The organism is Arthrobacter globiformis NBRC 12137 (genome assembly GCF_000238915.1).
Classification (GTDB): Bacteria; Actinomycetota; Actinomycetes; order Actinomycetales; family Micrococcaceae; genus Arthrobacter; species Arthrobacter globiformis.
In genome coordinates this window covers 1-26,090 of sequence record NZ_BAEG01000083.1, presented here as the reverse complement: position 1 = coordinate 26,090, position 26,090 = coordinate 1, and the positions used below count along the sequence as shown (strand labels likewise).

Below are 26,090 nucleotides of genomic sequence, written 5' to 3'. Positions count from 1 at the left end.
GCGCATCGATTCAACGTTTCGTTCTTGTATCCGTGTGCTCACATCGCAGCGCAGGACGTCTTCGTATATCTGTCCGACAGGCGGCGATTGGTCACGATGAGTGGCAGCAGATCTGCGGCGGACGTGACAACGGCTGCCGCCTGCGACGCTTCCCCAGCGTCCCCGTAGCCCCAGAGCGCGAATATTGTCGGGATTCCGTATTGGGCGGCTCCGGCGATGTCGTAGCTCCGGTCTCCGATCATTACGGGACTGGAGATGTCTACGCCTTCGGATTGAAGGCGGAACAGCAATTCGGCGACGACCTCTGCCTTGCTCGCTCTTCCATCGCGGTCGGACGCCCCGCAGATGTTGATGAAGTGGCCTTCGATTCCAAACCTTCGCGCGAGTCTTACGGCTTGATCTTCCACCTTGGATGTGGCGACAGCCATCGGCATGCCGGCCGAGTGCAGGTGGTCAAGCAGTTCGATGATCCCGTCGTATGGGCTGGACTGCTCGGCGCCGTAGTCGGCGTATGCCTTGCGGTAGTGTTGGAGGGCCCTTTGGGCGGTTATCTCGTCCAACTTTGAGACTGTCCTGAAGGACTCGATCATCGGCGGGCCGACGAATTGGCGCAGTTTGTCCATCGGGGGGACCGGCGCGCCTACGGCTGCCAGGGCTCGGGCAGCACTTGCCGTAACGCCCGGGGCTGAATCCAGCAGCGTTCCGTCCATGTCGAACAGGACGCAGCTAATGCCGGTGAGAGGTGGGCGATCTTGCTGCATAAGTGTCATTTTTTCGGGTGCTTTCGCTCGTGGAGTTGGTTCGATTCCGGGTGTGCCGGGGAAAATTTTGGTGTGAAGGGTAGGCATGGATCGAGTGAGTCTTGACCAGATAGACCAGAGGATTCTTGCGGAGCTAACGAAGAACGCTCGGATGAGCCACGCGGAGCTGGCGACCAAAGTCCTGCTGTCGAGGAACGCCGTACGCCAACGGATCGAACGGATGGAGCGGCAAGGGTATATCCAGGGGTACACGATCGTTGCCGGTCCGCCGGGGCAGGGGTCGGTGTCCGCCTTCCTCATGGTTTACAGGAAGGACCGGGTGCGGGGGTCGGACGTCATCACGGTCCTGCGGTCGATTCCGGAAGTGGTTTTGTGCGATGTCGTGAGCGGTGACTTTGATCTGCTGGTGAGGGTCGAGGCCCGGTCGCTGGAGAGGGTTCAGGAGATCTGGGAGCAGATTGCGGCCATTCCCGGTGTCACGGACACGGTGACGGCCATGACGCTGTCCAGTTACATCAGGCGGGCCCCCGGAGGTGCCCGCGCCACCGAGTGAAGCGATCAGTTCCTGATGCAGATGACCTTTGGCTGGGTCATCTCCTCATACGCGAAATGGACGCCCTCCCTGCCCATGCTTCCGTACTTGGCCCCACCGAACGGCATGCCGTCGAAGCGGTAATCAGAGGAGTCGTTGATCATGACGCCGCCTGCTTCGAGCTGTTGGGCCGCGTCCATGGCCCTGGCCAGGGAGTCGGTGAAGATGCCCGCATGAAGGCTGAACTCGATGGCGTTGGCGACTTCGATGGCCTCTTCGAACGTGCTGAACTGGCGGAACATGACCACAGGCCCGAAAACCTCCTCCCGCCACAGCCGGCTGTCCGTCGGGACCCCTTCCAGGACGGTCGGGTGGAGCACACTGCCGTCCGTGACATTGCCTGCAAGAAGGACAGCGCCGGCGCCGAGGGCCTCGTCCAACTTGGTTTGGAGCTCCTGCAGCGCAGCTTGGCTGATCATGGGCCCGACGTCCGTCCGTTCATCTAAAGGATCTCCGGCAACCAACCTGGCCGTCGCCTCCAGGAAGTGCCGGCGGAACGCGCCGTACACCGGGGCGGCTACGAGAATCCGCTGCACCCCCACGCAGTTCTGGCCGGCGGCCCAAAATGCTCCGGAGACGCAGGATTCCACTGCGTCTTCGATGTCGGCATCGTCCAGGACGATCACGGGAGCGTTTCCGCCGAGATCCATGGACAGCTTCTTCAGGCCCGCCGTGCGGGCGATGCTTTCACCCGTGGAGAATCCCCCGGTGAAGGACACCATTCGTACGTCCCGCGACCCGATGATTGTTTCGGCCATTTCCCGGCCGCCGTGGACGAGTGTGAGGGCCTCCGGCGGGAGCCCTGAGCTCACGAGGACGTCCGCGAGCAGCTGGGCTGACAGCGGCGTCAGCGCAGAGGGTTTGAGGATCACGGCGTTTCCTCCGGCGATTGCCGGGCCGATCTTGTGCGCCACCAGGTTGAGGGGGTCGTTGAACGGGGTGATCGCGGCAATGATGCCCAGTGGTTCGCGCGAATACCACCCGGTGCGGTCCTCTGAGCCTTCATAGGAGTCGAAGGGGATGACTTCGCCTGCGTTCCGGCGCGCTTCGGCAGCGGACAGGCGGAGCGTGTTGACCGCGCGCAGCACTTCCTTCCGTGCCTGGCGGATCGTTTTCCCGGCCTCGGACACTATCGTTAGCGCGAACTCCTCGCTGCGCTGTTCGATCTCCGTTGCGGCACCATCCAGGATCTTCCCGCGTGCGGCGCGGGCCAGGGCCCGTGCCTTCCGGGCGCCGACGCGGGCCGTTTCGATCACGGCGTTGCCGGCGGTGGCTCCGGTCAGCGAAACCGCGCCGACCACCCTGCCGTCGTAGGGGCTCGTCACGTCACGGAACTGTGGCAGCGGGGTTTCTGTCGAACACAGCATGGACTCAGGCATTTGCGGCTACCTCCGTCCTGGCTGCGTGCATGGCGATGATGTCAGAGAGCAGCGCGTAGGCGGTCTCCACGCGCCCGGCACCCGGTCCGGAGATGGTTACAGCGCCCAGAAGATCGGTCTCGAAGGACACGGCATTGGTCGCGCCGGAAACCCCGGCCAGCCCATGATCAAGGGGGAGCGCTACAGGGGATACGCCTGCAGTCACGGACCCGTCCGGATTCCGTCGTGCCGCGCCGACGAGCTTCCAGTGGCGCCCAGCGCGGGCTGCCTTCCGAAGATCTTCCGGCGCCATGCTCGAAATTCCCTGCCGATGAACGTCCTTGAGCTCTATGCCGGCGTCCAGCAGTTCGTTGGCAAGGATGAGGACCTTGAGCTGAACGTCGTAGCCCTCGATGTCGGCTGCGGGGTTTGCTTCGGCGTAGCCGAGTTCCTGCGCCTCCTTGATGGCAGCGTCGAAGTCCAGTCCGTCTTCCATCCGCCCGAGCACGTAGTTACTGGTGCCGTTGAGGATGCCTTCGAAGCCGTTCAGTTTCAGCCCGGCGAACATCTTCTTGGCCAGGCGGATGACGGGAGTGCCGCTCATGACGGCCCCCTCGAACTCGAAGTGCACACCGTTCTGTTCGGCAAGGGAGCTCAGTTCGGCGCCGCGGAGGGCGACCGGGCCCTTGTTTGTGGTGCAGACGCTCTTGCCGGATTCGAGTGCCCAGCGCACATGTGAAACTGCCGGCTCGCCGTCGTCGGGATTAGTGAAGGTGGCCTCGCAGATAATGTCCGCGGTGCAGTTGCGGATCACGGCTTCGTTGTTGGTGTCTGCGGATCCGCCGTACGCTGCAAAGGTTTCATTGTCGCCGCCCAGTTTGAGGGCAACGGAGAGGTCTACGCCTTCAGGCTGGACCAGGGATCCGAGACGCAGGTCGGTGATGGCCACGACCCGTAGGTCGAAGCCAAGTTCGGAACGAAGTTTCTCACCACGGGTATTGATCAGTTCGGCCAGCGTCCTGTTGACGCCGCCGAAGCCGATCAACGCAATGTCGTAGGTGGTCATGGTGCTCCTTCAGTCAGGTACATCGGTCCTCTAATGCTGACTGCATTCCATGTCCGTCAGGCATGTGATTGTGACCGAAAAGCAGGGCGAACTGACCATCCTCCTGCCGATTCGTCATGTACCGGAACGTAACCTGCGTTCAACATAGGCATGCAAAGATGTTTTTAACGACCAAAACGGCCTATTCGTGTTACTTTCATCACTGTCGCTATTGCGCAGCCCGAATCGCCTTGACCCACGCCGGGCCACATGCGCATCCCCGCATCAGAACCGCCACTCACCTTGGGAGAAACCATGGAACCGTCACCACCTGTCCAGCTGGAACCTCAGCCCACCATTCCGCCGTCGACCGATTCGGGGCTCCGGCGGTCCATGGGGGCACGGCATCTGGTCATGATCGCCATGGGTGGGGTGATCGGCTCCGGACTTTTCCTGAGCTCGGGGTACACCATTTCCCAGGCCGGGCCGCTCGGGGCAGTCATCGCGTATCTCATTGGCGCTTTTGTTGTGTACCTCGTGATGGCCTGCCTCGGTGAACTTGCCATCGCTTATCCGGTCTCGGGGGCCTTCCACATCTACGCGGCGAGGTCGATCGGGCCGGCCACCGGGTTCACCACAGCCTGGCTCTACTGGCTCTGCTGGGCGGTGGCCATCGGATCGGAGTTCACGGCGTCTGGTCTCCTGATGCAGCGCTGGTTCCCGGGTGTTGACGTCTGGGTCTGGTGCCTTATCTTCGCCTCGGTCCTCTTCGGCTTCAATGCGGTTTCTTCGAAATTCTTCGGCGAATCTGAGTTTTGGTTTGCCATCGTCAAGGTCGGCGCCATTGTGGTTCTCATCGTTTTCGGCGGGGCGGCACTGTTCGGCTTCCACCCGCTCAGCGAGGCGGCCAACCACCCCAGCATGTTTGAGAACTTCAACACTTCCGGCGGTATCTTCCCCAACGGCTTCACGGGTGTCCTGGTCACTGCGCTTGCGGTGTTCTACGCCTTCTCGGGTTCAGAGCTCATCGGTGTGGCGGCGGGCGAAACCGCTGACCCGGCCACCAGCATCCCCAAAGCGATGCGCAGCACCGTCATCCGTCTGCTGATCTTCTTCGTCGGGGCGATCGCTGTCATTGCCGCCACCATCCCCTTCGAGCAGATCGGGCTGGATGAGAGCCCGTTCGTGACGGTCTTCTCATCCATCGGCATTCCTTACGCCGCCGACATCATGAACTTCGTCATCATCACCGCGCTCCTTTCAGCCGGTAACAGCGGCCTCTTCTCCTGCGCACGGATGCTTTACTCCCTTGCCGACGAAGGGCAAGCGCCCCGGGCGCTGAAGAAGCTGACCCGGCGCGGTATTCCCATGACTGCACTCTCCGTCAGCATGCTCGGTGGCCTGGCATCCCTCATCAGCAGCGTCGTCGCGCCTGAAACGGTATATCTGGCTCTCGTATCGGTGGCGGGTTTCGCCGTCGTCGGGGTCTGGATGTCCATCACCGCCTCGCATTTCTTCCACAGGAGATCCTTTGTCAAAAACGGCGGTGATGTCGCTGCGCTTCCCTACAAGGCCCCGCTGTTCCCGCTGGTGCCGATCCTGGCCTTCTCGCTCTGCCTCATCTCGCTCGTCGGCATCGCCTATGACCCGAACCAGGTGGCAGCGCTCTACTTCGGGTTCACTTTCGTTGGCGCCTGCTATGCCTTCTTCTACTTCAAGTACGGACGCAAGGCGCGCGCAAACCAGCCCTCCTGACGCCGTCACGAACTATCGTCCACGTAGCTTGGCGGCGGGAGGCTTTCGTCGCCCGCCGCCAAGCTCGGCGTTCTGTGGGGGCATGTGAGAATAGGCGTAGTTATCAGGCGGAAGGAGCACGGAGCATGGATTCTTCCTCGGAAGCGTCATCCATGGCCCAAGGCCTTCGGATAGTTCGGCTGGTCGCAGACCGGGAGAAGCGGGGGAGGCGGCTACTCGGCGTTTCCCAGATCGCATCCGAGCTGGAAATGGACCAAAGCCGTGTCTCCCGGTTGACTCAGGAACTGTGTGAGCTGGGACTGCTGGAACGCGTCGAACGCGGGCCATTCCGGACCGGTCCACGTTTTTTCGGCCTGGCTGCCGCTTTGAATACCGGCTGGGTCCGGGAATCAAAAACCGAACTTGAGGCTTTGGTGGCCTCATTCGGCCTTAGATCCAGACTTTCCGTCCGGGAGGGCTTCCGCGTCATTCTCCTGCGGACCTCCAGCAATGACGCGGTTCCCGGCAGCTTCGTGAAACCCGGCATGGTGACACCCGCGTGGTGCACCGGGTCCGGCCGGGCCCTGCTGTGGGACGAGGAGCAGCCCGCCATTGAGGCCCTCCTTGCGGACGTCAACTTCATTGGCGTAGGCGGCCCGGGGGCGGCCCATTCGCCGCAGGAAGTCGTCGAATTGATGGACCGCGACCGGGCGCGGGGATTCATTGTGGCGGAGGAAGAGTTCGAGCATGGGGTCTACGAACTGGCGGTTCCGGTACGCACCGCCAAGGGTTCTATTCTTGCGGCGCTCAGCGTCCTGGGCAGCCGGGCCGAGATCACGTCCGGCGCAGATGACGTAGCCAAGGCCCTGTGGGAAGCAGGACAACGGCTGGGGTCCTGCCAGGGCGGCACGCGGAACAGCGCTGGCCGGAACGGTCTTGCCAGCTAAGGCACGTTCTGCAGCGGGACCTGACCCAGCATGGACTCAAGCCACCTTCCCCAGGACACCAGGGCCGTGGCGCAGGCCTCCAACCTCGGCTGCAGGCGAGCCTTGGCGCCTACGACCTGCAGCGCTGCCACCACGTCGCCCTTGAAGTCCCGAATCGGAACGGCCACGGAATACAGCCCGGGTTCGGCTTCCTCGTCGACGATGGAGTATCCCCGTGCCCGGGCCGCGCGGAGTCGTGACAGGAAGTCCTCCGCGTCAACGGGTGTATTGGGGCCATGGCGCACGAAAGCGACACCTGAGAAAAGGGTCCGGACCTCGTCGTCCGACGCTTCCCACAGCAGAGCCTGGCCGGCATCGCTGCAGTAGGCCGGATAGGGCCGGCCCAGCCACGAACCGATCATGTTGCTGCTTGCCGGAACATGCTCACCGATGGTGACGGTGCTGTCTCCGCTCAGAATTCCAAGGAAGCATCCTTCATCAGTTTCACGGGCCAAGCCGGCCAGCGCGGTGGCGCCGTCGGTCTGCAGGCGTTGTTCGGACAACAGCTGCGCGTCCGTCAGGAGCGACCAGTCGACGGCGTAGGTCCGGTGGTCTTTGCGGAGCAGAAACCCCTCCTGCTGGGCCGTCCGCAGGCTGCGCGCGATTTGGCTGCGGTCCTTGCCCAGGTCGGTTGCTATGTCAGCGACCGTTCCGCCAGACAGGCCTTCTGCGTTGCGGGAGCCCACCGCTAGGAGAGCCATAATTCCCCGGCCCATGCTGGATGTCTTAGACATGGGTCCGATTCTAGTCACTGGAGGAACGCCTCCTAGTGGATGGCGAAGACCCGGGCAGGAAAACCGCTGCCCCGCAGTGGCTTGGGCCAGGTGGCAAAGAGGGCAGCACCCGCTTCTGGAAGTCCGTCCAGGTTCGCCATCAGCTCGATCTGCCACCGGTTCTGCGCCAGGACGTAGGTCTCCAGTGTGAAATCCTGGCGGGATGTGGCCAGTCCCGGGTCCGTGTCCGTCTGCTCATGACCGACGGCGGTAACCGACCGCTCCTCAATCAGGAAGGAGAGGACCTCCTGCGACCAGCCCGGCGTGTGGCTGACACCGTGATCGTCCCTGTTTGCCATGGCGGCAGCGTCAGGCCAACGGTCACTCCAGCCTGTCCGCAATGCCACAAAGGCCCCGGACGGGATGACACCGTTCCGGCGTTCCCAGGCCTGGACGTCCTCCATCCGGGGAGTGGCGTCCGCAGTAGCGGTGACGCGCTCGGTGATGTCCAGGACGACCAGCGGAAGGACCATCTCCTCCACCGGAATCTGGTCCAGGGTCCTTCCCCCTGAGATGAAATGCGAGGGAGGATCAACGTGGGTTCCCCATTGTCCGATGATCGAGTAGCGGTGAGCGGTGAAGCCGTCACCTTTCTCCAGGTCGAAGACCGCTTCTCTGATTTCGTCGGGGAAGGCTGGGAAGTGTGGTTGGCCGGGGTGGAAGGCGTGCGTCAGGTCGGTGAATGATCTGCCGGCAAACAGTGTCTGCAGGCCGTCCCAGAGGGCGGTTGTGGTGACTTGAGTCATGACGTGGCCTGGCTTTCAACCAACGCCGGAAGGGCAGTGTTGGAAACCCCGATTGGCCCTGTCAGCTCAATGACGGGTACCTCCCAAGGATGGATATCCACGATGTGCTGCAGCAAGCGTTCCACGGCAGCGTCGTCGAGCGCAGCATCGAAATACGTCGTCAAGACCAGGGTCGGCGAAATTGTCTGCTGACCAACCTGCCCCAACGTAGGGCTGGCGCCTTCAGCGCAGGTGAACCCCTCAAAGCCCAAGCCGGATTCGAAGACATGCCGGTAGTTGCCAAAGTCCCCGAGGTCCGGGGATGCAGCGACAGCGTCGAGCAGGGCCGTAATGCCAGCCTCGTCTTTGAAGGCTTCTGCGTCGCCGCGGGCGAGGCGTGAGAAGGTTTCCGACGCTACGGGCCAATGCACACGCAGCTTGCGTACTGCTTTCATTTCAATCTTCAAGGGAAGGCTCCAGATCAGTTCGTAACGTGTTTGCATGCCATCGTGGCACGGTGTGATGATCATTACAAGCATTGAAAGATGCTTATTATGACCATATTCATCGTGCAATTACACGTGTATCCGGTGCCTCGTGCCGGACAGGCATGGATGTACGAACCGCTTGGAGCCCAAACGATGCCCAGTAACACCAAGCTCTCCCGCATGCTTGATGCCGGAGCGAACCTGACCGTGGACGGCGCCCTTGCCACCGAACTGGAAGCGCACGGCTGCCATCTGGACGACCCTTTATGGTCGGCTAAAGTCCTCCTGGAACAGCCGCAGCTCGTCAAGCATGTGCACCGTGATTACTTCCGCGCGGGAGCCGCGGTCGCTATCACGGCGAGCTATCAGGCCACACCGCAGGGATTTGCGCGGCGAGGCATTGACGAAGAAGAGGCCCTGGAACTGGTGGCATTGAGTGTGCGTCTGGCCGACGAAGCCCGCAGCGAGCACCTGGCCGAAAACCCGGGCGCGGGCCCCCTCCTGATTGCAGGATCGGTCGGTCCGTACGGCGCATACCTATCCGATGGGTCGGAGTACCGGGGAGACTACTTCCTCAGCCGAAACGAGTTCCTGGAGTTCCACCGGCCGCGAGTTGCCGCGTTGGTGGACGCCGGAGCAGACTTTCTTGCCTGTGAGACGCTGCCGTCCTTGCCGGAAGCCGAGGCCCTGGTGGAACTCATGAAAGAGTTCGACGTCGAAGGCTGGCTCTCCTTCACACTCCGGGACGGAGGGCACATCAGCGACGGCACGCCGCTTGCCCAGGTGGCAAAGCTCAGCAGGGCGCAACCGTCCGTCGTGGCCATTGGCGTGAACTGTGTGCCGCTGGAGCTGGTTGCCCCATCCCTGGGCGCCCTGCGCAAAGCCACGGACACGCCCCTGATCGCGTATCCAAATTCCGGCGAAAGCTATGACGCCGTCAGTAAAACATGGCGGCCGGCCACGGCCATTGGAGGACCTGATGGTAACCATGCCGCAAGCCTTGCGGAAGGAACCGCCCTTTGGCGTGAACTTGGTGCCCGGCTCATTGGCGGGTGCTGCCGAACGACCCCGGAGGACATAGCCGCCGTGGCCATGCTGACAGAAAGTCCTTAACGGCCGGGCTTCAACCCCCGTCGGTCAGAAACGTCAGAGGATTCCTGCTCAGCTAGCCACACGGCATCGCAGGCCTGCCGCAGAACTGTCAGGCGAGGAGCATCTGGACCGTGTTGCGCAGTGTGGAGGCGACGAGGACGTCGTCGAGCTCGGCCACCTTGTCGCAGAAGATTTCCGGGCAGTACCAGCCGTCGTAGCCCGTGGACTTGCACGCGTCGATCCACTCCTGGAGCGGGATGTTCCCCGCCCCGGTCCAGACGTTCCGTGAGACCGACTGGTCGGGCACCTCGCCCGGCGGCACGTGCAGGCCGTCGCAGACATGCACCGCCGCGATCAGGTCCGCGGGCAGGGCGGCGATCTCTTCGGGGGTGTCGCCCGAGGCCCAGAAGTGCCAGAAATCCACGCACAGCTTCGCGTTGGGCCGGTCGATGGTCTCGAAGATCTGCAGCGCCTGGCTGACCCGGTTGATGGGGGACCAGGCCAGCGGCTCGAGGTACAGGGTCACCCCGTGGTCGGCGGCGATGTCCGCGGCCAGCGCGACCCGCCGCGCGGTGTCGGCCAGGGCCTCCTTGTCGGTGAGCCCAAGCGCGCCGCGGAACCGCAGATCGTTGTCGCCGAGGCTACCGGCGCGGAACTCCTTGACGACCCGTACGTCCACCGGTCCGGTGCACATCTGCACGAACGGCGCGCCCACAATGCTTGCCACCTCGGAGAGCCGGACGGCATCACGCTTGAACTCCTCGTCCGGTGCTTCCTGGATGGCGCCCACACCGGAAACCGGGAATCCGTCCAGCAGCGGCACCAAGTCGTGTCCCGTATAGCCGGCGTCCAGGAACCGGAACAGCTTGGGCGTCTGCAATTCGACGGCGTCATAGCCGGCGGCCTTGGCCACCGCGATGTCCCGCACGGTGGTTCCGTGGAACGCAGCCGTCGAATTCATGGAGATCTTCATGTTTTCCTCTCTGGAAGGCGGCTGCCTATGCAGCATGCGGGCCCCGGCCCGGGAAGGAACCGGGCGGAATGTGAACTTTGTAAGTTTGTCATTACATATGATGCCGGTCAATGCCCGCAGAACCAAGGATGGGCGCTAATCCTCTCAAACAAGAGGTTTAGCAAGAGGGGTCTCCCCCTCGAACGGGGGGTCTAACGCATGGGCTCTTCCCCCGAATGAGGGGTTTAACCCGTGGGTTCTCCCCAAAGAAGGGGTTTAGTCCATTGAAAAGACACATGACCACAGGAATCTGACAAGGTTCCGCGCATAAAAAATGAGGCGTCGGCGGCCTTGGAATAACAAGCAGCCCTCGCCGACCCGCTGCCCGGTCCACTGGGGGAACCAGTCCATCGTCCCGATCATCAGGACGACATCCCGCATCGAAAAGCTGGCGACGCCAGCCCTTCGACGATGGGCCGTGGTCTGAAACCGTTACCCAGAATCTGGAGACAATGATGTCGAAGCGTATTCTTGCCCTTTTCGCCGCCCTTTTCACAGCTCTATTGGTCCTCGCCAGTCCCGCGCAGGCCGGAAATCCACATTTCATCAAAAATGCGACCAGCGCGAGCCTCTCGGGAACGAGCCTGGTGGTCAAGTTCAAGGAGGCGGGTCTTCCGTCCGGCGCCACCGAAACCGTGACGGTTTCAGCGACCCTGAGCGCGACCTACCAGTGTGTCAACAATGGCGGCAAGAACCCGAACGACCCCAAGAAGACAACAATCAACACCGCGGTATCCACAAGCGGAGAATTCAAGGCCGACAAGAACGGCAATATCACCGGATCGCTCACGCTGAGCGCACCGGCTGCCGCCACTGTTTTGGATTGCCCGTCCGGCCAAAGGGCGACCCTGACGGTGGTGTCCTACACGGCTATCTCCATCACTGATGATGACAGCGGTGCGACCCTTGCGATTCCGGGGACCTTTAGCGGCGGCACGCCGATCAACTGACCCGGAGAAGGCTCTGCTGGACTTTTATCCGCCAAAGATGAGGCCCCTCGCCCCAACGGGCGAGGGGCTTGCCAGCCCCCACGCCATTCGGCAACGAGGCCCGGGGTCCACCCATGCTCGCGCCAGAGGGCTCGGCTGGCGTGAAGACTCAGGCGCCCGCTAATCAGCCCCTTCACGGGGCCGGCGGTGTCTGTGGTGCGTGGAATAGTGTTCGAACACCTCGGAGGAGGTGGTTCCGGCATGCCCGAACCGGCCGCGGAGAACTTTCGCGAGGTCCTCCAACGCGGCCTCCAGCATCCGCCCGGCAAACTGGAGATCGGGGTGATCGCTGGCCTTGGCTTCGGACGCGAGTTCCTGCGCATAGGTGACCGTCGCCGGCAGGGAACCCCGCTGCTCGACTTCCTGGAAATAGTACGTTTCGTGGAAGGCGAGCAGGTCGATGCTGACGGCGGCGACGCTGCCGGACAGCGATTCGAGCAGTGCGGCAGCATGGCTTGCGTCCATTGAGAACGGGTCGCCAGGCGCTGCCGCTTCCCGGAACAGGTTCAGTTGGTGGGCAAGTGCCCGACGGCGGTTCAGGGCTGGGTACATCTGAAGAATCCAGGAAACCGTGGCCGTCAGCAGACCGAATCCTGTGACGGCCTGGGCGGCCGAGACGAGCCTCAGCAGAGGGTATCCCGCCACGACTTCCCCGAACCCGACAGTGGAAAGAGTGACCATGGAGAGGTAGACGGCTTCGAGGAAATCCGCCTCCCGGGGGACCCCCGCACCGTAGATGAAACCCTCCGGCAGGTGCGGGAGGTAGAGCAGCGCCCAGCCCAGGATGGCCATGCCGGCCCACGCGAAGATGACGGCAGCCATGGCCACAGGCGCCGCGACGGAGGAGGCTCCTCCTCTGGATATCCGGGAGAGACGCCAGCACCCGTGCATTATGGTCCTGCATACCGGGCCGGAACCGTGCGGGTAAAGCAGTGTGTGGAAGACGTCGACGAGCATCAGCAGAATCAGCCCGGCTCCCACCACCGTCCACAAGACGTCCCAGAAGTTCATGCCCCATCTTAGGATCAGGGCCGTCCCGGCAGGACCCGCCGCCCATCACGCAGGCAGTGTGGCCACGAAATTCCCGCGGCCCCTCACGCCCATCTTCTCGAACAGCGCTGGTCGCTTTGGCGTTGTCAGAGCGCGTTCTGAGCAGGTGAACCGCCACGGCTTCGGCCGAAGATACAGCGTATTGACACGCATGCGGCCCGGAGTAATCTCAGCGGTATCAGGACCCTTTCGCCCTGTTTCCCAGTAGTTTCGGCGCGCGACCTCGCCGCTCCCGCCTGGCACCGGCGCCACCAAGGAGAGTCCTCAATGTCATGGGAAATTTCCGGTAAGTATGTCGCAAACTGCGACTGCCAGTTGATCTGCGCCTGCGCGATGGACGGCCCGCCCACCGGTAAGAACGGGGAATGCCGGGGTGCAGCGGTCTTCCACATTGCCAGCGGCCGGCTCGATGACACCGACCTTTCCGGTGTTGATTTCGCCTTCTGCAACTTCTTCCCGTCGAACCTCACCGCAGGCAACTGGAAGGTTGGCATCGTCGTCGACAGCGGTGCATCCGACGGCCAGGCGCAGGCCCTGGAGCGGATCCTCCACGGCGACGAGGGCGGACCGTTTGCTGACTTCGCCGCCCTCTACGGCGAGTGGCTTGGCGTCGAGCGCGGGAACATCACATTCTCCGACGGCGATGCCCCGTCGGCTTCGGTGGATGGGCGCATCAACCTGGCGATCGAACCGCTCCCCGGCCCCGGCGGGGGAGTCACCACCGTCAAGAATGCGATGTACGGCTTCGCCCCGGAATTCGTGATCGGCAAGGGCAAAGGCGGCTCCGACTTCTTCGGCCTCGACTACCAGTCGGTCTACGCTGAATCGGCGGACTATACCTTCGCAAGCGAGATGGCTGAAGGTGCACCCAAAGGCCGTGCCTGAACCCCGGCAGCACACCCTGCGCGCCATCGACGCGCGGGAGGCCGGGCTAATTGCCGTACTGCTCGTCCTCGCGGCGGTGGGCTGGGTGTTCACCGCCGAGCGGATGAGCGGGATGGACATGGGAGGCTGGACGGACCCGGGGCCGCTGGACTTCTTCCTCACCACGTGGGTAGTGATGCTCGCCGCCATGATGTTTCCGTCGGTGGCGCCCATGGTGACGGCGTACGCCGAGATCAGCCGCCGGCGTCGGGAAACCGGGCGGTACGCCCCGCGGGGATCCACCGCGCTGTTCGTCGCCGGATACCTGGTTTCGTGGACGGCATTCGGGCTGGTGGCGTACGCCCTCTACGAGGCCGTGGCCCAGCTGCTTCCCGGAGCGTTCGCGGCGGAGCCGGGCGGGCGTTACGCCGCGGCCGGGGTGATCCTGGCGGCCGCGGTGTACCAGCTGACGCCGGCCAAGAACGTCTGCCTCACCAAGTGCCGGACGCCTCTGGACTTCATCCTGCACCGTATGCGGACCGGGTACCGCGGGGCGCTGCGGATGGGAATGGAGCACGGTGCCTGGTGCGTCGGCTGCTGCTGGGCGCTCATGGCGGCGCTGTTTGCGCTGGGCGTGATGAGCGTCGGGTGGATGGCGCTGGTGGGCGCCTTCATCGCCGTGGAGAAGATGCTGCCCTGGAAGCGGCTGGCCAACCGCTCGGTCTCGGCGGCGCTGGTGCTGATCGCAGTGGGAATCGCGCTGGTGCCCGGTGCGGCGCCAGGCATGCCGATGTAGCCGCCCCAATACCAAGTGGCCAGCCGCCATAGAGCACTAGTTCCGCGTCATTTCCTCCAGCAGTTCCAGCACGTGACGGTAGTCCTTTCCGGTGGCCCGGGTCATGCCCAGTTCGCAGGTGCGGTTGCAGGACACGTGCGCCGACGCCCCCATTTCGGCAACTTCCTCGCCCTGCTTCCTGGTGGCGGAGGCCGTGAGCTCGGGGTGCAGCATGCCGCGGTCTCCGGCGAAGGCGCAGCAGCCCCAGTTCTCCGGCACCTCCACCTTCTCGGCCACGGCCTGGGCAATGGCCGTCAGCGAACTGTTGATGCCCATGCGGGTGGATGAACAGGTGGGGTGCAGCGCCAGCGAATCCAGCTTCTCGTGCTCCGGCAGCTTGGGCAGGATGTGCTCGACGGCGAAGTCCACGGCGTCCACGATCCGCAGCTCACGCTGCCCGGGCAGCGGAGTGTCGGATTCCACCGCCTGCAGCAGCCCCTCGGTGCACGAGGACGCGTCGCAGACGATGGCGAGTTCCCCGTTGCGGGTGGCCTGCCGCAGCGCCGCCAGGGTTTTCTCGCGCATCGTTGCCTGCCCGGCGGCCATGCCCTTGGAGGACCAGGGCGTTCCGCAGCACAGCCCGTCGATGCCCTCCGGCACCAGCAGTGTCACCCCAGCCCGCTCGCAGAGCTGCTCGAAGCTGTACTGGACGCCGCGGCCCGCGCCGCCGCCACCGGCGCCACCGGCGCCACCGGCGCCACCGGAACCGGTGGAGCCAGACCCGGCCGGCCCGAACATCGTCCCCACGCATGCAGGGAAGTAGACGGCGTCCGGTGCGCCATCCGGCGTCGGCCGCTTCCGCGCGGAACCGCCGCCCGGCAGTTCCGAGGAGTACAGCGGAACCGTGTCCGTCCCGAGGGCCGCGCGGGCCGCCTTGTTGGGCGGGACCACCGCCGCGGCCGGAAGCTTGTTCACCACGGTGAGCGCCAGGGATGCCCCGCGCGTGACTCCGCCCCAATGCTTCGCCGCGGCGTTCCACACGCCGTTTTCCACGGGCCCGGCCTCGGACCGCCGGATCCGCTTCACCAGCAGGCCGGTGTTGATCTCCACGGGGCACGCGGTCTGGCACATGCCGTCCACCGCGCAGGTCTGCACCGATTCGTAGTCGTAATCCTTCTCGAGCTGCCTGGCCAGCGCGGTGTCTCCCGCCAGCCGGGCCTGCTCGATGGCCCGCAGCGTGACAATGCGCTGGCGCGGCGTCAGGGTCAGGTCCTTGCTGGGGCACACCGGCTCGCAGTAGCCGCAGGAGACGCAGCGGTCCACCTCCTCGGCCACCGGCGGCGCCGTCTTGATGTGCCGCAGGTGCGCCTGCGGGTCGTCGTCCATCAGGACGCCCGGGTTGAGCATCCCCGACGGGTCGAACAGCTGCTTGATCCGGCGCATCACCGCGTACAGCTCGTCGCCGTACTGCCTCCGCACGTAGGGTGCCATGACCCGGCCGGTGCCGTGTTCGGCCTTGAGCGAGCCGCCTTCACCCAGGACCAGGTCCACCATGTCCTCCGTGAACGAGCTGTAGCGGTCCAGCTCCTGCTGGGTGGTGAAGCCGTCGGTGAGCATGAAGTGGACGTTGCCGTCCTTCGCGTGGCCGAAAATGACGCTGTTGGCGTAGCTGTATTTGTCGAACAGCCCGATCAGCTCCCGGCACGTGCGGCCAAGCACGGGCACCGGAACCACGATGTCCTCCAGCAGGGCCGTGGTTCCCTGCGGACGGGCTCCGGCCACCGAGGCGTACAGGCCCTTGCGCAGGTGCCACAGCTGGGAGCGGGCGGAGGCGTCGCCGGTGAACTGCGCCGGGGCGGCCAAGCCCAGGCCCGTGAGCATGCGCTCGCCGCCCTGCTGCAGTGCAGCCAGTTCGTCCGGCCGTTCGGCCGAGTATTCCACCAGCAGTGCGGCATGGTCCCGGACCGCAAGGTCCTGTACGACGGCGGGAGTCCCCTTGAGCGTCTGGCCCACCTTGAGGGACAGGGCATCCATGAGCTCCACCGTGGCTGCCCCGGATTCCACCAGTGCGGGCAGTGCCTCGTTGGCTGTCTGCAGGTCGGGGAACACCAGCAGCCCGGTGGCCGCGTGGGTCGGCCGGGGGATCGTCCGGAAGACCCCTTCCGCCACAAAGCCGAGCGTGCCCTCACTGCCGACGATCAGGTGGGCCATCATTTCGACCGGACTGTCATAGTCCAGCAGGGAGTTCAGGCCGTAGCCCATGGTGTTCTTCATGGCGAACTGCTGCCGGATCCTGCCCACCGAACCGCTGTTGCCGCGCACCCGCCGCGCCAGCTCGGCCAGGCCGGCGTACAGATCGGGTTCCAGCGTGCGCAGTTTGTGGTCCGCGTCCGGCGCGCCCGTGTCGATCACGGTGCCCGAGGGCAGTACCACGGTGAGGGACTCGAGCGTGCGGTACGCATTGTCCACCGTGCCGCAGTTCATGCCCGAGGAGTTGTTCGCCACCACACCGCCCACGGTGCAGGCCGATTCGCTGGCCGGATCCGGCCCGAACTTGCGGCCGTAGGGCGCCAGCCGGGCATTCAGCGCACGCACCGTGACGCCGGGCTGGACACGGACCCGGGCACCGCCGTCGAGCACCTCAATGTTCCGGAAGTTGCGGCGCACGTCCACCAGGACGCCGTCGGACACGGCCTGTCCGCTGAGGCTGGTGCCGCCGGAGCGGAAGGTCAGCGGAACGCCCTGGGCGGCGCTGGCGCGGAGCAGGCGGCCCACCTCGTCAGCGTTCCCGGCCACCACCACTGCCTGCGGGATGAGCAGGAAATGGGAGGCGTCGTGCGCGTTGGCGTGCAGGTCGATGGGCCGGGTTTTCACCTGGGCGGGATCGGCCACGGCCTCACGGAGCCCGGCAAGTTGCAGTGTTGTCATCAGGGAACCATCCAGCCAAGTACGGGGGTGGACTGCAGGAGGATCAGGACGGTGATGAGGGCCAGCAGCCCGACGCTCCATCCGATCAGCTTACGGAACAGGGTCCCTTCGGAGCCGTCCAGTCCGACGGCGGCGGAGGCCACCGCGAGGTTCTGCAGCGAGAGCATCTTGCCCATGACGCCGGCGGAGGAGTTGGACGCCGCCATCAGGACCGGGGACAGCCCGGTCTGCTGGGCCGCGGTGGCCTGCATCTGACCGAACAGGGAGTTGGACGAGGTGTCGGAACCCGTCAGGGCCACGCCGATCCAGCCGATCAGCGGGGAGAGCACGGCGAAGAATCCGCCCGCGGAGGCCAGGGCGAACCCCAGGGTGGTGGTCTGGCCGGACAGGTTCATCACGAAAGACAGGGCGAGGACGGAGGTCACGGTGACGATGGTCCAGCGGAGCTGAACGAGCGTCTCGCGGTAGATTCGCCAGGCCTGGCCGGCCGTGATCCTGTAGAGGGCCATGGTGATCAGGCCGGAGAACAGCAGCAGCGTGCCGGTGGCTTTGAGGTGGTCGAGCTTGAACTTGGTGGCCGCCACCGGCTTGCCGGCAGAGTCGGCGACGTCCAAGCCCGGCCAGTGGAACGTCACGGTGCCCACCTGGTTCAGCCAGGACTTGATGGCCGGGATCTGGGCAATGGAGAACACCGTGATGATGATCAGTTAGGGGGCAATGGCCATCCAGATCTGGCGCGGTTCCGGGCGGGTGCTGTCCGTTGGCAGCGCGGCGTCGGCGGGCGCGGTGCCTGCCGGCGCGGTGCCTTCGGAACCGCGGGAGGCCGGCGTCGTTCCTGTCGCGGATCCAACAGCGGCCCGGGAGACGTTCGCCTCGACGGGTACGGCCCCGGTGCCCGCCTGGGCTGCTCCGGACGTCACGCCGCCGGCCATGCCGATGGTTTCCTTCGGCTTCCAGAAGCGCAGCATCACCAGGACCGCGGCGACGGTGACGACGGCGGCCACCACGTCCGTCAGTTCCACGGCGAGGTAGTTGGAGGTGACGAACTGGGACACGGCGAAGGCAACGCCGGCCACCAGCGCGACGGGCCAGGCCTGCTTCACGCCGCGGCGCCCGTCCACGATGAACACCAGCAGGAGCGGCACGATCAGCGCGATGAAGGGGGTCTGCCGCCCGGCCATCGAGGAGAGGTCGTGAAGCGGCAGGCCGGTGACGCCGTTGAGCGCGATGATCGGGGCCGCCATGGCGCCGAAGGCGACGGGCGCCGTGTTGGCCAGCAGCGAGACGATGGCGGATTTCAGCGGTTTCATCCCGGCGGCCATCAGCATGGCCGCGGAAATGGCCACCGGGGCGCCGAAGCCGGCCAGGGATTCCAGCAGGGCGCCGAAGCAGAAGGCGATCAGGATCGAGAGGATGCGCAGGTCGTCGGAGATGGAGCGGATGGTGCGGCCCAGGGCCTCGAACCAAGGGGTGGCGACGGTGAGCTTGTAGATCCACAGGGCGTTGACCAGGATCCAGAGGATCGGGAAGAGGCCGTAGAAGATGCCGGCGGCGGTGGCGCTGAGGGCCTGGCCGAGAGGCATCTGCCAGCCAATAATCGCCAGGATCAGCGACACCGCCAGGCTGGCAATGGCGGCCTTGGGTGCCTTGACCCGGAAGACGCCCAGAAGGACAAAGAGCAGGACGAGCGGTAGCGCGGCGCAAAGGGCCGAGAGTAAGAGCGACCCGCCGATGGGGTCAAGGATCTGCTGAAACATGAGATCTCCAGGATGTGTGAGGCGTCACAGCTTCGTGGCGCCCTTCGATTGTCTAACAAGTACACAAGTCGGTCAAGACTACTTTGGTGGCTTGTCTGGCAAAATGAAGGAAGCCAGCCCCTCAAGCGACGTGTAGAAGACGTGGAGAAGCGGAGAGCCGTGAGCCGTGTTTCAGCTGTATCGATCGTCGAGGCGATCGCCTCAGACATTCGTGCCCGGGTCTTTTCCGGCGAACTCCCGGCGCTGCATGCGCTGACGGAGACCGAGGTCGCATCCTCCTACGACGTCGCCCGGCCCACAGCCAAAGCCGCGATCGAGAAGCTCGTGGCTGAAGGGCTGCTGGTCAGGGGAGTGCACAAGACCGCCCGCGTGGCCGACCTCGGCCCGGAGTCCGTGCGCGACATCTACCTTGCCCGGGCCTACCTGGAGAGCGAAGTGCTCCGGCGGCTGGCGTCCGGCCGGACCGTGCCCGACGAGGCCGTGCGGGCCAACAAGGACATCGCTGCCCTGAAGACGGGCGCGCCCCTGGACGTGGTGGAGCCGGACATGCGGTTCCACACCAGCCTGGTGGACGCCCTGGGCAACGAGCGCATCAGCAAGATGTACCTCTCGCTGGTGGGGGAGGTGCGGTTCTGCATGTCCCGGGTGCAGTCGCTGCATCTGCTGGACACAAACCTCATCCAGGCGGAGCACCAGAAGCTCCTCGAACTGATCGGGGAGGGCAAGGGCGAGGCCGCCGCGCGGCTCCTGGACGAACACCTCGGACGCGCGCGGGAACGGCTGGTCGCCGCCATGGGTGGCGAGGCGGGCCCGGAAGCGGACCTGCCGTCAAAGCTCACGGGGTAGGGGGCTGCGCCCCCAGTCAGGAACTTCCGACGGCGGTACTGTCACCCGCGGCGTCCGGCACCGGACGCGCCGAACCCCAAGAGCTGAGGAGGGCGAGGCCCGCGGCCACTGCCGCGCTGAGCACCACCGCGCCCAGCCAGAGCGAGACCGGCCAGCGGATCGCGTCCGTCACCGCGAACGCCACGAGCTGGCCCGTCCACAGCAGCGCGGCGATTCCTGCCGTGACCGCCGGCAGCCGCCTGCCCAGCCAGGTTTCGGGAACCCTGGTCAGCAGGAGGTCGACGACGATGGCCGCCACCGTCGTCCCCGCGGCTCCGGCGATCGACGTGGGGCGCAGGCCGATCATCACCACCGGCAGCCAGGCCGCCGCCGCGACCAGCATGGTGACGATTCCGCGGGCGGGCCGTCCGGCCGCGGTGAGCGTGAAGAGGAACGGCGCGATGATCAGCGCGGTGGTCAGCAGGTAGCTCGCCAGGGTGATGACCACCGGCAGCTCGGCCTGGATGCGGCCGGGCGTTCCCACCGGGGTCGGGGTGAAGACGGCTGTCGGCCCCGGCCGGACGAACGCGGAGACGTAGATGAGGAAGAACGCTCCGAGCCCCGTCATGAGAACGACGGCGAACAGCGCCGCTGGGGTCAATTCGGGGTTTCCGGCGTGGCTGGCGGCGCGGGCACTCCGGACCGCGGTGCCCAGGATAAGGAATTGGCTGAAGCCGAGCAGCAGGTGGGTGGGGCTGACCAGGGCATCCAACGAGACTTCAATGCCCAGAATCTCGTGCCACAGCAGGTCCAGGCCGCCGGCGACGGCGAACAGGACCACGCCCACGGCGGTCCCGCGGTAGCCCGGCGGAGCGGCCTGCAGCAGCGGCTGCCCGGGCGTCCGGTTGCGCCAGATTACGACGGCGGTCCACGCCGCCGTCGCGAGCATGCCGGAGTAGAGGGCGGCATGCCATGGGGTGAAGAACGTCTCCAGGCCGGGCAGGTTGATGTGAGCCCAGCCGTCGAGGAAAACGGCCAGCAGCAGCCACAGGCCCAGGAGTTCGGTGACCAGGTCCCGGCGACCGTCAGTTCGGGTGTTGCGCGCAGTCTCGAGCATCGTTGCCCACCTCCGCAGTTCTTATGCAGCACAGTGTCATATATGGCACGCAGCCATCAGGTGAGGGGATGGTACTGCTGCACGCGTGGGCCTACAAGGGAAGGACCTGTCACCGTCGTGACTTTGTGGGGGAACGCCCGGGCCTCTATCCGCGGACTTTCCGCGGGCCGTTGTCAGCGCATGGAAGTGGGCCTACGCTGTGCGCACGGCCCCCATTCGGGGGACCTTTTCCAGGACCTGCCGGCGAGGGTGCCAGGCGCGCCCGCGGTTGCCTCTGTCCTGGACATCGCGGAACAGGAAAAGACCATGACCAAGTACCTATTTGAAGCCAACTACGTGGGCGATGGAATCAAGGGGCTCATGCGCGAGGGCGGCACGAAGCGGCGTGACGCGCTGACCGAGGCCCTCAATTCCGTGGGCGGATCCCTTGAGAGTTTCTACTACGCCTTCGGGGAGACCGACGTTCTGGGTGTTTTTGATGTCCCCGACCAGGCCGGTGCCGCAGCTCTGTCGCTGATGATCAATTCTACGGGCAACGTGAACGTGCGGCTGAAGCCCCTCATGACGCCTGAAGACATCGACGAAGCGGTCAAGAAGACACCGTCGTACCGGGCCCCGGGGCAGTAGGGTCCGTCCAGCAGGACCGTGGGCCGGAGCGCGAACGTACACTTGAGGCCCACGTCCGCGGGGCTTAAGTGTTCGTTCGCGCTGCCAGGCCCATGAACATCGTGCGGTGCAGGATGTCCACGTGCTTGCGGGACACCTCGACGGCGCCGGGAACGTCGCCGGCGCGCAGGGCAGCCACCAGCGCGACGTGGTCGCAGTTTGATTTGTGCAGCAGCTCGATGGGGTAGGGGATGAAGTAGGCATAGAGCTCGGCGAGCGTCTCGTGGTAAACCTCGACGGCGGTCCCCAGCCCGGACGCTGTGCCCACCAGTTGGTGGAACTGCTCGTCCGCCTGATGGTAGTCCGACCAGTTGGCGGAAGAAGCCATGTCCCGGGTCAGCCGCTCGAGCTCGTCCAGCTGTTCCGCGGTGGCGTTGATGGCTGCGTAGTGGGTCACAGCGCATTCGAAGAGCAGCCGCCGGTCCACCAGCCCGTTCACTGCCTGGGACTCGGCCGGCGATGCAGTCAGTTCCGCCAGGACCTGACGGGGCGGCTCGTCCGCCACGAAGGTCCCGCCGGCCCGGCCGCGACGGCGGACCACCACGCCCTGGTCGGCCAGGCTCGCCAGCGCACGGCGGGCGGTGATCGGGCTGACGGACAGGCCCAGTGCCACGTCCTCCTGGTCGGGCAGGCGCTCGCCGGGCTTCAGCAGTCCCAGTGAAATGGCCATGCCGATGCGCAGCCGCACGGCATCGATGGCGCTCCGGCGGTCGATGCCGGCGAGCGCCCCGGCGCCAATGCGCGATGCGCCGGTACTCGATGCGCCACTGCTTGAGGCGCCGGCGGGAGAGGCGGTGTCCTCCAACTGACGGGTCATATCCGCTACTTTACGGCCCATCTGCAGACCCTTCCCATTATTAGATCATTCTGATCTAATATAAGGCAGATCACACCCCAACGCGGAGACAAATCCATGCAACGCATCCTTCCCCTCATTGCCGCCCAGGCAGCGCCCCGGCTCATCGGCGAACCCGTATCGGCCTTCGCGGACGAGGTCAAAGCTGCCCTCGAAACCAAGCCGGACAGCAAACTCGTGGTCTTCCCGGAGCTCCACCTCTTCGGCGACGGGAGTCCCGACCAGCAGCGCACCGAAGCCCTGCAGGACTCCGCCGAGCCGCTGGACGGCCCGCGGGTCAAAGAACTGCAGCAGCTCGCCGCGGACCTGGGCATCTGGCTGGTGCCGGGCAGCGTCTGCGAGCGCGGCCCCGAAGGCCAGCTGTTCAACACCCAGCTGGTGCTGTCCCCGGAAGGGGGGCTGGCTGGCTACTACCGGAAGATCTTCCCCTGGCGCCCGTTCGAGCCGTACGACCCCGGCGACCGGTTCACCACCGTGGACCTGGCCGGCATCGGCCGGGTGGGCCTGAACATCTGCTACGACGCCTGGTACCCGGAAGTCTCCCGCCAGCTCGCCTGGATGGGTGCCGAGGTGATCCTCAACGTCGTCAAGACCACCACGCCGGACCGCCGCCAGGAACTGGTGCTGGCCAGGGCGAACGCCATCGTGAACCAGGTGTTCGTGGTCAGCGTCAACTGCGCCGGCCCCACCGGCAAAGGCCGCAGCATCATCGTCGACCCCGAGGGCAACACCATTACGGAGGCCGACGGCGACGCCCCGGTGCTGCTGACAGCGGACCTGGACCTGGCCGCCGTCGGGCACGTCCGCACCCACGGGACCGAGAACCTCAACCGGCCCTGGTCCCAGTTCCGGGACGGCGAGGCCGCCGTCGAACTGCCCGTCTACCAGGGCCGGATCAATCCGGTGACCTGGACACCCCCGTCCTTCAATGCCTAAGGAAAACCACGTGACCACACCAACCCTGACCCGCACGCTGAAGCTGCCCTCGCTGGTGCTGTTCGGCCTGGCGTACCTGACCCCGCTGATCGTCCTGGCCATCTTCGGCCTCATCGCCGAGACCACGGGCGGGGCGGCGCCGTCGGCCTACCTCGTGGCGATGGTGGCCATGCTGTTCACGGCGCACAGCTACGGGCGGATGGCGGTCGCCTACCCGGTGGCCGGCTCCGCGTACACGTACGTGCGCCGGTCCATCGATCCCCGGGTGGGCTTCCTGGTGGGCTGGGCGATCCTGCTGGACTACCTGTTCCTGCCGATGGTGATCTGGCTGATCGGCTCCTCCTACCTGAGCGCGCAGTTCCCGGGCGTCCCGATGTGGCTGTGGATTGTCGCGTTCATCCTCATCACCACGGTCCTGAACATCCTGGGCATCAAGGTGGCGGACAAGGCGAATTATGTGCTGATGGCGTTCCAGCTGCTGGTGATCGTGTTCTTCGTGGTGCTGGCCATCGGCAACGTGGTGTCCACCTCCGGCGCGGGCGGGCTCGCCAGTACGGAGCCGTTCTTCAACAGCACGTCCAGCTTCGCCACCATCTCCGCCGGCGCGGCCATCGCGGCATACTCCTTCCTCGGGTTCGACGCCGTCACCACCCTCACCGAGGAAACGGTGGACCCGCGCCGGAACGTGCCCCGTGCCATCATGCTCATCGCACTGATCGGCGGCGGCATCTTCGTGGCCGTCTCCTACGTCACGCAGCTGGTGCACCCGGGCGGCGTGTTCGAGGACTCGGCGTCGGCGGCCAGCGCCATCGCGCTGCAGATCGGCGGTCAGCTCTTCGGCGCGGTGTTCCTCGCCGGGCTGGTGGTGGCGCAGTTCGCCTCCGGCCTGGCCGCGCAGGCCAGCGCCTCCCGCCTGATCTACGCCATGGGCCGCGACTCGGTCCTGCCCAAGGCGGTCTTCGGCCGGCTCAGCGCCAAGTTCCACACGCCCGTGGTGAACCTGGTGGTCACCGGCATCGTGGGCCTGATCGCGATCTTCCTGGATGTGGCCACCTCGACCTCGTTCATCAACTTCGGCGCCTTCACCGCCTTCACGCTGGTCAACGCCTCCGTGGTGTTCCACTACGTCCGCCGGCGCCGGGCCGGGGAGCAGCTGAACGCCGTCTCCTACGTGGCGGTCCCGGCGGTCGGCGCCATCATCTGCGCCTACCTCCTCTCCCAGCTGGACAGCAACGCCATTACGCTGGGACTGTCCTGGCTGGCCCTCGGCGTGGTGGTCCTGGCGCTGATCACCCGCGGCTTCCGGGCCGCGCCGCCGGAAATGACGACGACGGAAAAGGCCACCGTGGAGGCCGCCGCCTAGGGCGGAGGTGCTTTAGGTTCTGTACTGGATGCTGACGAGACTGGAGGAACCGGCGTGAAGATAGCGCTCGGGCAGCTGGAGTCCGGCACGGACATTCAGGCGAACCTTGCCGCCATCGACCGGTTCGCGGCGTCCGCCGCAGCCGACGGCGCCACGCTGGTGGCCTTCCCGGAGTACGCCACGTACGAGAAGAAGATCGTGGACGCCTCGTTCCCGGCGGTGGCCGAGCCGCTGGACGGCCCCGTCTGCCGGGAACTCGCGGCCACCGCCGCCCGCCACGGGATTACGCTCGTGGCGGGTGTGGTGGAAACGTCCGACGAGGACCGGGCGTACAACACCCTGGTGGCCTTCGGACCTTGCGGTGCACGGCTGGCCGTGTACCGGAAGATCCACCTGTTCGACGCGCAGGGCTTCGGGGAGTCGGCGTACATCAAGCCCGGCCCGTCCACGGAGCCGGTGGTGTTCGAGGCCGGGGGAGCGGTGTTCGGCCTCATGACCTGCTACGACCTCCGGTTCCCGGAGCTGGCCAGGTCCCTGGCCGACGCCGGGGCCCAGGTGCTGCTGGTCTGCTCCTCCTGGGTGCCGGGGACTCACAAGACGGAGCAGTGGCTGGCCCTGAACGCGGCCCGTGCCATCGAGAACAGCGTGTACGTGGCCGGGGTGTGCCAGGCGCCGCCCGTGTCGGTGGGGCGCAGCCTGCTGGTGGATCCGATGGGGTACGTCGAGGCGGATCTTGGGCTGGAGCCAGGGGTGCGGTCGGTGGAGGTTTCGCTGCGGACGGTGGCGCGGGTGAAGGAACAGTTTCCTATGTTCCGGCAGAGAAGGCTGGGGTAGGAGCGGGTGCCAATATCGACGTCACCCTGAGGTTGCTTGTGCTGGAAATTTGCCTTTTCAGTTGTAGCCTCTGGGTACAGCCGATCATGGACATAGATCCATCCCGGAAGACGTCGGGGTGTTTGCGGGATGCCCAAAAAATATGTCAACGGGAGGATGTCCTGAAGGGCACCGTGGCTCCTATAACATCTGTGTCTCCTATGAGGTAAGGACCCGCCGTTCGCCAAATCGTGCTACACCGTCTACCAACCACGGCGCTGATTGGTAAAAGGCCCAGTTGGGCGATTCTTCTCCTGTGCGCCGCGTATCATGGCTTGGGTGTCCAGGCTTCCGGCTGCGATCCGATAGGAGGAGAGTGCCTCCTGTACGCCCCGCATCATGACCTGGGAATCCATAGTCCGCACCGCGGTCCGCCGCTCATCCATCACCTTCCGCAGAAACCTACGTCGGCGACTGCTGCGCTCGCCGAATTTTACACCGTTTCTTTTATTATCCTGCCTGTAAGGGTGGACCCAGGTTAGGGGCCCGGCCCATTCGGCAAGAAACGGTCTTTCAGCCGCGCTG

23 protein-coding genes and 1 pseudogene are annotated in these 26,090 nt (G+C 65.3%); 12 read left to right on the top strand and 12 right to left on the bottom strand.

Going from position 1 to position 26,090, the window contains the following annotated elements:
- Positions 1-38: 38 nt before the first annotated feature.
- Positions 39-770, bottom strand: coding sequence for an HAD hydrolase-like protein (locus tag ARGLB_RS15795; RefSeq protein WP_050934381.1), 732 nt, complete (start codon positions 768-770; stop codon positions 39-41).
- A gap of 76 nt (positions 771-846) precedes the next feature.
- Between ARGLB_RS15795 and ARGLB_RS15790 the strand changes: the two genes are divergently transcribed.
- Positions 847-1,314: an Lrp/AsnC family transcriptional regulator gene (locus ARGLB_RS15790; RefSeq protein WP_003804398.1), complete on the top strand. Its 468-nt coding sequence runs from the start codon at positions 847-849 to the stop codon at positions 1,312-1,314.
- A gap of 5 nt (positions 1,315-1,319) precedes the next feature.
- Here the strand turns inward: ARGLB_RS15790 and ARGLB_RS15785 are convergent, their stop codons facing one another.
- Positions 1,320-2,732, bottom strand: coding sequence for an aldehyde dehydrogenase family protein (locus ARGLB_RS15785; RefSeq protein ID WP_003804396.1), 1,413 nt, complete (start codon positions 2,730-2,732; stop codon positions 1,320-1,322).
- Positions 2,725-3,777, bottom strand: a complete 1,053-nt coding sequence (locus tag ARGLB_RS15780) for a homoserine dehydrogenase (RefSeq protein WP_003804395.1) — start codon at positions 3,775-3,777, stop codon at positions 2,725-2,727. Before ARGLB_RS15780 ends, ARGLB_RS15785 begins: the two co-directional genes overlap by 8 nt.
- Before the next feature lie 294 nt (positions 3,778-4,071).
- On the opposite strand from ARGLB_RS15780, the gene ARGLB_RS15775 reads away from it, so the two are divergent.
- Both ARGLB_RS15775 and ARGLB_RS15770 read left to right on the top strand, forming a co-directional pair.
- Positions 4,072-5,511: an amino acid permease gene (locus ARGLB_RS15775; protein WP_043419433.1), complete on the top strand. Its 1,440-nt coding sequence runs from the start codon at positions 4,072-4,074 to the stop codon at positions 5,509-5,511.
- A gap of 125 nt (positions 5,512-5,636) precedes the next feature.
- Entirely contained in the window at positions 5,637-6,437 is an 801-nt protein-coding gene (locus tag ARGLB_RS15770; RefSeq protein WP_003804392.1) for an IclR family transcriptional regulator, read from the top strand.
- On the opposite strand, the gene ARGLB_RS15765 is transcribed toward ARGLB_RS15770, so the two are convergent.
- From ARGLB_RS15765 to ARGLB_RS15755, 3 genes are read right to left on the bottom strand one after another with little or no spacing between them, the layout of a single operon-like run.
- The gene (locus ARGLB_RS15765) at positions 6,434-7,210 is read right to left on the bottom strand and encodes an IclR family transcriptional regulator (RefSeq protein WP_043419432.1); all 777 of its coding nucleotides are present in this window, start codon (positions 7,208-7,210) and stop codon (positions 6,434-6,436) included. The genes ARGLB_RS15770 and ARGLB_RS15765 overlap by 4 nt on opposite strands.
- Positions 7,211-7,242: 32 nt before the next feature.
- On the bottom strand, positions 7,243-7,995 hold the full coding sequence (locus tag ARGLB_RS15760) for a cyclase family protein (RefSeq protein ID WP_003804390.1): 753 nt from the start codon (positions 7,993-7,995) through the stop codon (positions 7,243-7,245).
- Positions 7,992-8,477 carry a hypothetical protein gene (locus ARGLB_RS15755; protein ID WP_373279129.1) on the bottom strand — a complete coding sequence of 162 codons (486 nt, stop codon included), beginning with the start codon at positions 8,475-8,477 and terminating at the stop codon, positions 7,992-7,994. The genes ARGLB_RS15760 and ARGLB_RS15755 overlap by 4 nt, the downstream gene beginning before the upstream one ends.
- 138 nt (positions 8,478-8,615) lie before the next feature.
- On the opposite strand from ARGLB_RS15755, the gene mmuM reads away from it, so the two are divergent.
- On the top strand, positions 8,616-9,575 hold the full coding sequence (mmuM, locus tag ARGLB_RS15750; protein WP_003804386.1) for a homocysteine S-methyltransferase: 960 nt from the start codon (positions 8,616-8,618) through the stop codon (positions 9,573-9,575).
- Positions 9,576-9,663: 88 nt separating this feature from the next.
- On the opposite strand, the gene ARGLB_RS15745 is transcribed toward mmuM, so the two are convergent.
- Entirely contained in the window at positions 9,664-10,527 is an 864-nt protein-coding gene (locus tag ARGLB_RS15745; RefSeq protein WP_003804383.1) for a sugar phosphate isomerase/epimerase family protein, read from the bottom strand.
- 491 nt (positions 10,528-11,018) lie between these two features.
- On the opposite strand from ARGLB_RS15745, the gene ARGLB_RS15740 reads away from it, so the two are divergent.
- Entirely contained in the window at positions 11,019-11,516 is a 498-nt protein-coding gene (locus ARGLB_RS15740; RefSeq protein WP_139023371.1) for a hypothetical protein, read from the top strand.
- Between the two features lie 159 nt (positions 11,517-11,675).
- On the opposite strand, the gene ARGLB_RS15735 is transcribed toward ARGLB_RS15740, so the two are convergent.
- Positions 11,676-12,566 (bottom strand): potassium channel family protein, encoded by an 891-nt coding sequence (locus ARGLB_RS15735; protein WP_003804378.1) that lies wholly within the window; start codon positions 12,564-12,566, stop codon positions 11,676-11,678.
- 306 nt (positions 12,567-12,872) lie between these two features.
- Here ARGLB_RS15735 and ARGLB_RS15730 point away from each other — a divergent pair, with 306 nt between their 5' ends.
- Both ARGLB_RS15730 and ARGLB_RS15725 read left to right on the top strand, forming a co-directional pair.
- Entirely contained in the window at positions 12,873-13,490 is a 618-nt protein-coding gene (locus tag ARGLB_RS15730; RefSeq protein WP_003804377.1) for a DUF1326 domain-containing protein, read from the top strand.
- Positions 13,483-14,265, top strand: a complete 783-nt coding sequence (locus tag ARGLB_RS15725; protein WP_003804375.1) for a DUF2182 domain-containing protein — start codon at positions 13,483-13,485, stop codon at positions 14,263-14,265. Before ARGLB_RS15730 ends, ARGLB_RS15725 begins: the two co-directional genes overlap by 8 nt.
- Positions 14,266-14,301: 36 nt before the next feature.
- Here ARGLB_RS15725 and ARGLB_RS15720 read toward each other — a convergent pair whose 3' ends face one another.
- Entirely contained in the window at positions 14,302-17,172 is a 2,871-nt protein-coding gene (locus tag ARGLB_RS15720; protein WP_003804373.1) for an FAD-binding and (Fe-S)-binding domain-containing protein, read from the bottom strand.
- Positions 17,172-18,929: pseudogene (locus ARGLB_RS24475) on the bottom strand (L-lactate permease). Before ARGLB_RS24475 ends, ARGLB_RS15720 begins: the two are co-directional and overlap by 1 nt.
- Positions 18,930-19,088: 159 nt before the next feature.
- Between ARGLB_RS24475 and ARGLB_RS15710 the strand changes: the two are divergent.
- Positions 19,089-19,775 (top strand): GntR family transcriptional regulator, encoded by a 687-nt coding sequence (locus ARGLB_RS15710; RefSeq protein ID WP_003804364.1) that lies wholly within the window; start codon positions 19,089-19,091, stop codon positions 19,773-19,775.
- A gap of 16 nt (positions 19,776-19,791) precedes the next feature.
- Here ARGLB_RS15710 and ARGLB_RS15705 read toward each other — a convergent pair whose 3' ends face one another.
- Positions 19,792-20,871 carry a hypothetical protein gene (locus ARGLB_RS15705; protein ID WP_003804361.1) on the bottom strand — a complete coding sequence of 360 codons (1,080 nt, stop codon included), beginning with the start codon at positions 20,869-20,871 and terminating at the stop codon, positions 19,792-19,794.
- Positions 20,872-21,177: 306 nt separating this feature from the next.
- On the opposite strand from ARGLB_RS15705, the gene ARGLB_RS15700 reads away from it, so the two are divergent.
- On the top strand, positions 21,178-21,498 hold the full coding sequence (locus ARGLB_RS15700) for a GYD domain-containing protein (protein WP_043419488.1): 321 nt from the start codon (positions 21,178-21,180) through the stop codon (positions 21,496-21,498).
- A gap of 64 nt (positions 21,499-21,562) precedes the next feature.
- On the opposite strand, the gene ARGLB_RS15695 is transcribed toward ARGLB_RS15700, so the two are convergent.
- Positions 21,563-22,354: a FadR/GntR family transcriptional regulator gene (locus ARGLB_RS15695; RefSeq protein ID WP_003804357.1), complete on the bottom strand. Its 792-nt coding sequence runs from the start codon at positions 22,352-22,354 to the stop codon at positions 21,563-21,565.
- A gap of 96 nt (positions 22,355-22,450) precedes the next feature.
- Here ARGLB_RS15695 and ARGLB_RS15690 point away from each other — a divergent pair, with 96 nt between their 5' ends.
- The 3 genes from ARGLB_RS15690 to ARGLB_RS15680 are packed head-to-tail and all read left to right on the top strand — an operon-like array spanning position 22,451 to position 25,526.
- Positions 22,451-23,329, top strand: a complete 879-nt coding sequence (locus ARGLB_RS15690) for a carbon-nitrogen hydrolase family protein (protein WP_003804355.1) — start codon at positions 22,451-22,453, stop codon at positions 23,327-23,329.
- 10 nt (positions 23,330-23,339) lie between these two features.
- Positions 23,340-24,692, top strand: coding sequence for an APC family permease (locus ARGLB_RS15685; protein WP_003804352.1), 1,353 nt, complete (start codon positions 23,340-23,342; stop codon positions 24,690-24,692).
- Between the two features lie 54 nt (positions 24,693-24,746).
- Positions 24,747-25,526, top strand: coding sequence for a carbon-nitrogen hydrolase family protein (locus ARGLB_RS15680; protein ID WP_003804350.1), 780 nt, complete (start codon positions 24,747-24,749; stop codon positions 25,524-25,526).
- The last annotated feature ends 564 nt before the right edge of the window (positions 25,527-26,090 follow it).

Excerpts from the sequence above, each read along its gene's own strand:
- ARGLB_RS15720 (WP_003804373.1), bottom strand. The coding sequence starts at position 17,172 with ATGACAACACTGCAACTTGCCGGGCTCCGTGAGGCCGTGGCCGATCCC.
- ARGLB_RS15795 (WP_050934381.1), bottom strand. The coding sequence starts at position 770 with ATGACACTTATGCAGCAAGATCGCCCACCTCTCACCGGCATTAGCTGC.
- ARGLB_RS15735 (WP_003804378.1), bottom strand. The coding sequence starts at position 12,566 with ATGAACTTCTGGGACGTCTTGTGGACGGTGGTGGGAGCCGGGCTGATT.
- ARGLB_RS15785 (WP_003804396.1), bottom strand. The coding sequence starts at position 2,732 with ATGCCTGAGTCCATGCTGTGTTCGACAGAAACCCCGCTGCCACAGTTC.
- ARGLB_RS15745 (WP_003804383.1), bottom strand. The coding sequence starts at position 10,527 with ATGAAGATCTCCATGAATTCGACGGCTGCGTTCCACGGAACCACCGTG.
- ARGLB_RS15780 (WP_003804395.1), bottom strand. The coding sequence starts at position 3,777 with ATGACCACCTACGACATTGCGTTGATCGGCTTCGGCGGCGTCAACAGG.
- ARGLB_RS15770 (WP_003804392.1), top strand. The coding sequence starts at position 5,637 with ATGGATTCTTCCTCGGAAGCGTCATCCATGGCCCAAGGCCTTCGGATA.
- ARGLB_RS15790 (WP_003804398.1), top strand. The coding sequence starts at position 847 with ATGGATCGAGTGAGTCTTGACCAGATAGACCAGAGGATTCTTGCGGAG.
- ARGLB_RS15700 (WP_043419488.1), top strand. The coding sequence starts at position 21,178 with ATGACCAAGTACCTATTTGAAGCCAACTACGTGGGCGATGGAATCAAG.
- ARGLB_RS15760 (WP_003804390.1), bottom strand. The coding sequence starts at position 7,995 with ATGACTCAAGTCACCACAACCGCCCTCTGGGACGGCCTGCAGACACTG.
- ARGLB_RS15775 (WP_043419433.1), top strand. The coding sequence starts at position 4,072 with ATGGAACCGTCACCACCTGTCCAGCTGGAACCTCAGCCCACCATTCCG.
- ARGLB_RS15740 (WP_139023371.1), top strand. The coding sequence starts at position 11,019 with ATGATGTCGAAGCGTATTCTTGCCCTTTTCGCCGCCCTTTTCACAGCT.
- mmuM (WP_003804386.1), top strand. The coding sequence starts at position 8,616 with ATGCCCAGTAACACCAAGCTCTCCCGCATGCTTGATGCCGGAGCGAAC.
- ARGLB_RS15695 (WP_003804357.1), bottom strand. The coding sequence starts at position 22,354 with ATGACCCGTCAGTTGGAGGACACCGCCTCTCCCGCCGGCGCCTCAAGC.
- ARGLB_RS15765 (WP_043419432.1), bottom strand. The coding sequence starts at position 7,210 with ATGTCTAAGACATCCAGCATGGGCCGGGGAATTATGGCTCTCCTAGCG.
- ARGLB_RS15730 (WP_003804377.1), top strand. The coding sequence starts at position 12,873 with ATGTCATGGGAAATTTCCGGTAAGTATGTCGCAAACTGCGACTGCCAG.
- ARGLB_RS15705 (WP_003804361.1), bottom strand. The coding sequence starts at position 20,871 with ATGCTCGAGACTGCGCGCAACACCCGAACTGACGGTCGCCGGGACCTG.
- ARGLB_RS15755 (WP_373279129.1), bottom strand. The coding sequence starts at position 8,477 with ATGCAAACACGTTACGAACTGATCTGGAGCCTTCCCTTGAAGATTGAA.
- ARGLB_RS15690 (WP_003804355.1), top strand. The coding sequence starts at position 22,451 with ATGCAACGCATCCTTCCCCTCATTGCCGCCCAGGCAGCGCCCCGGCTC.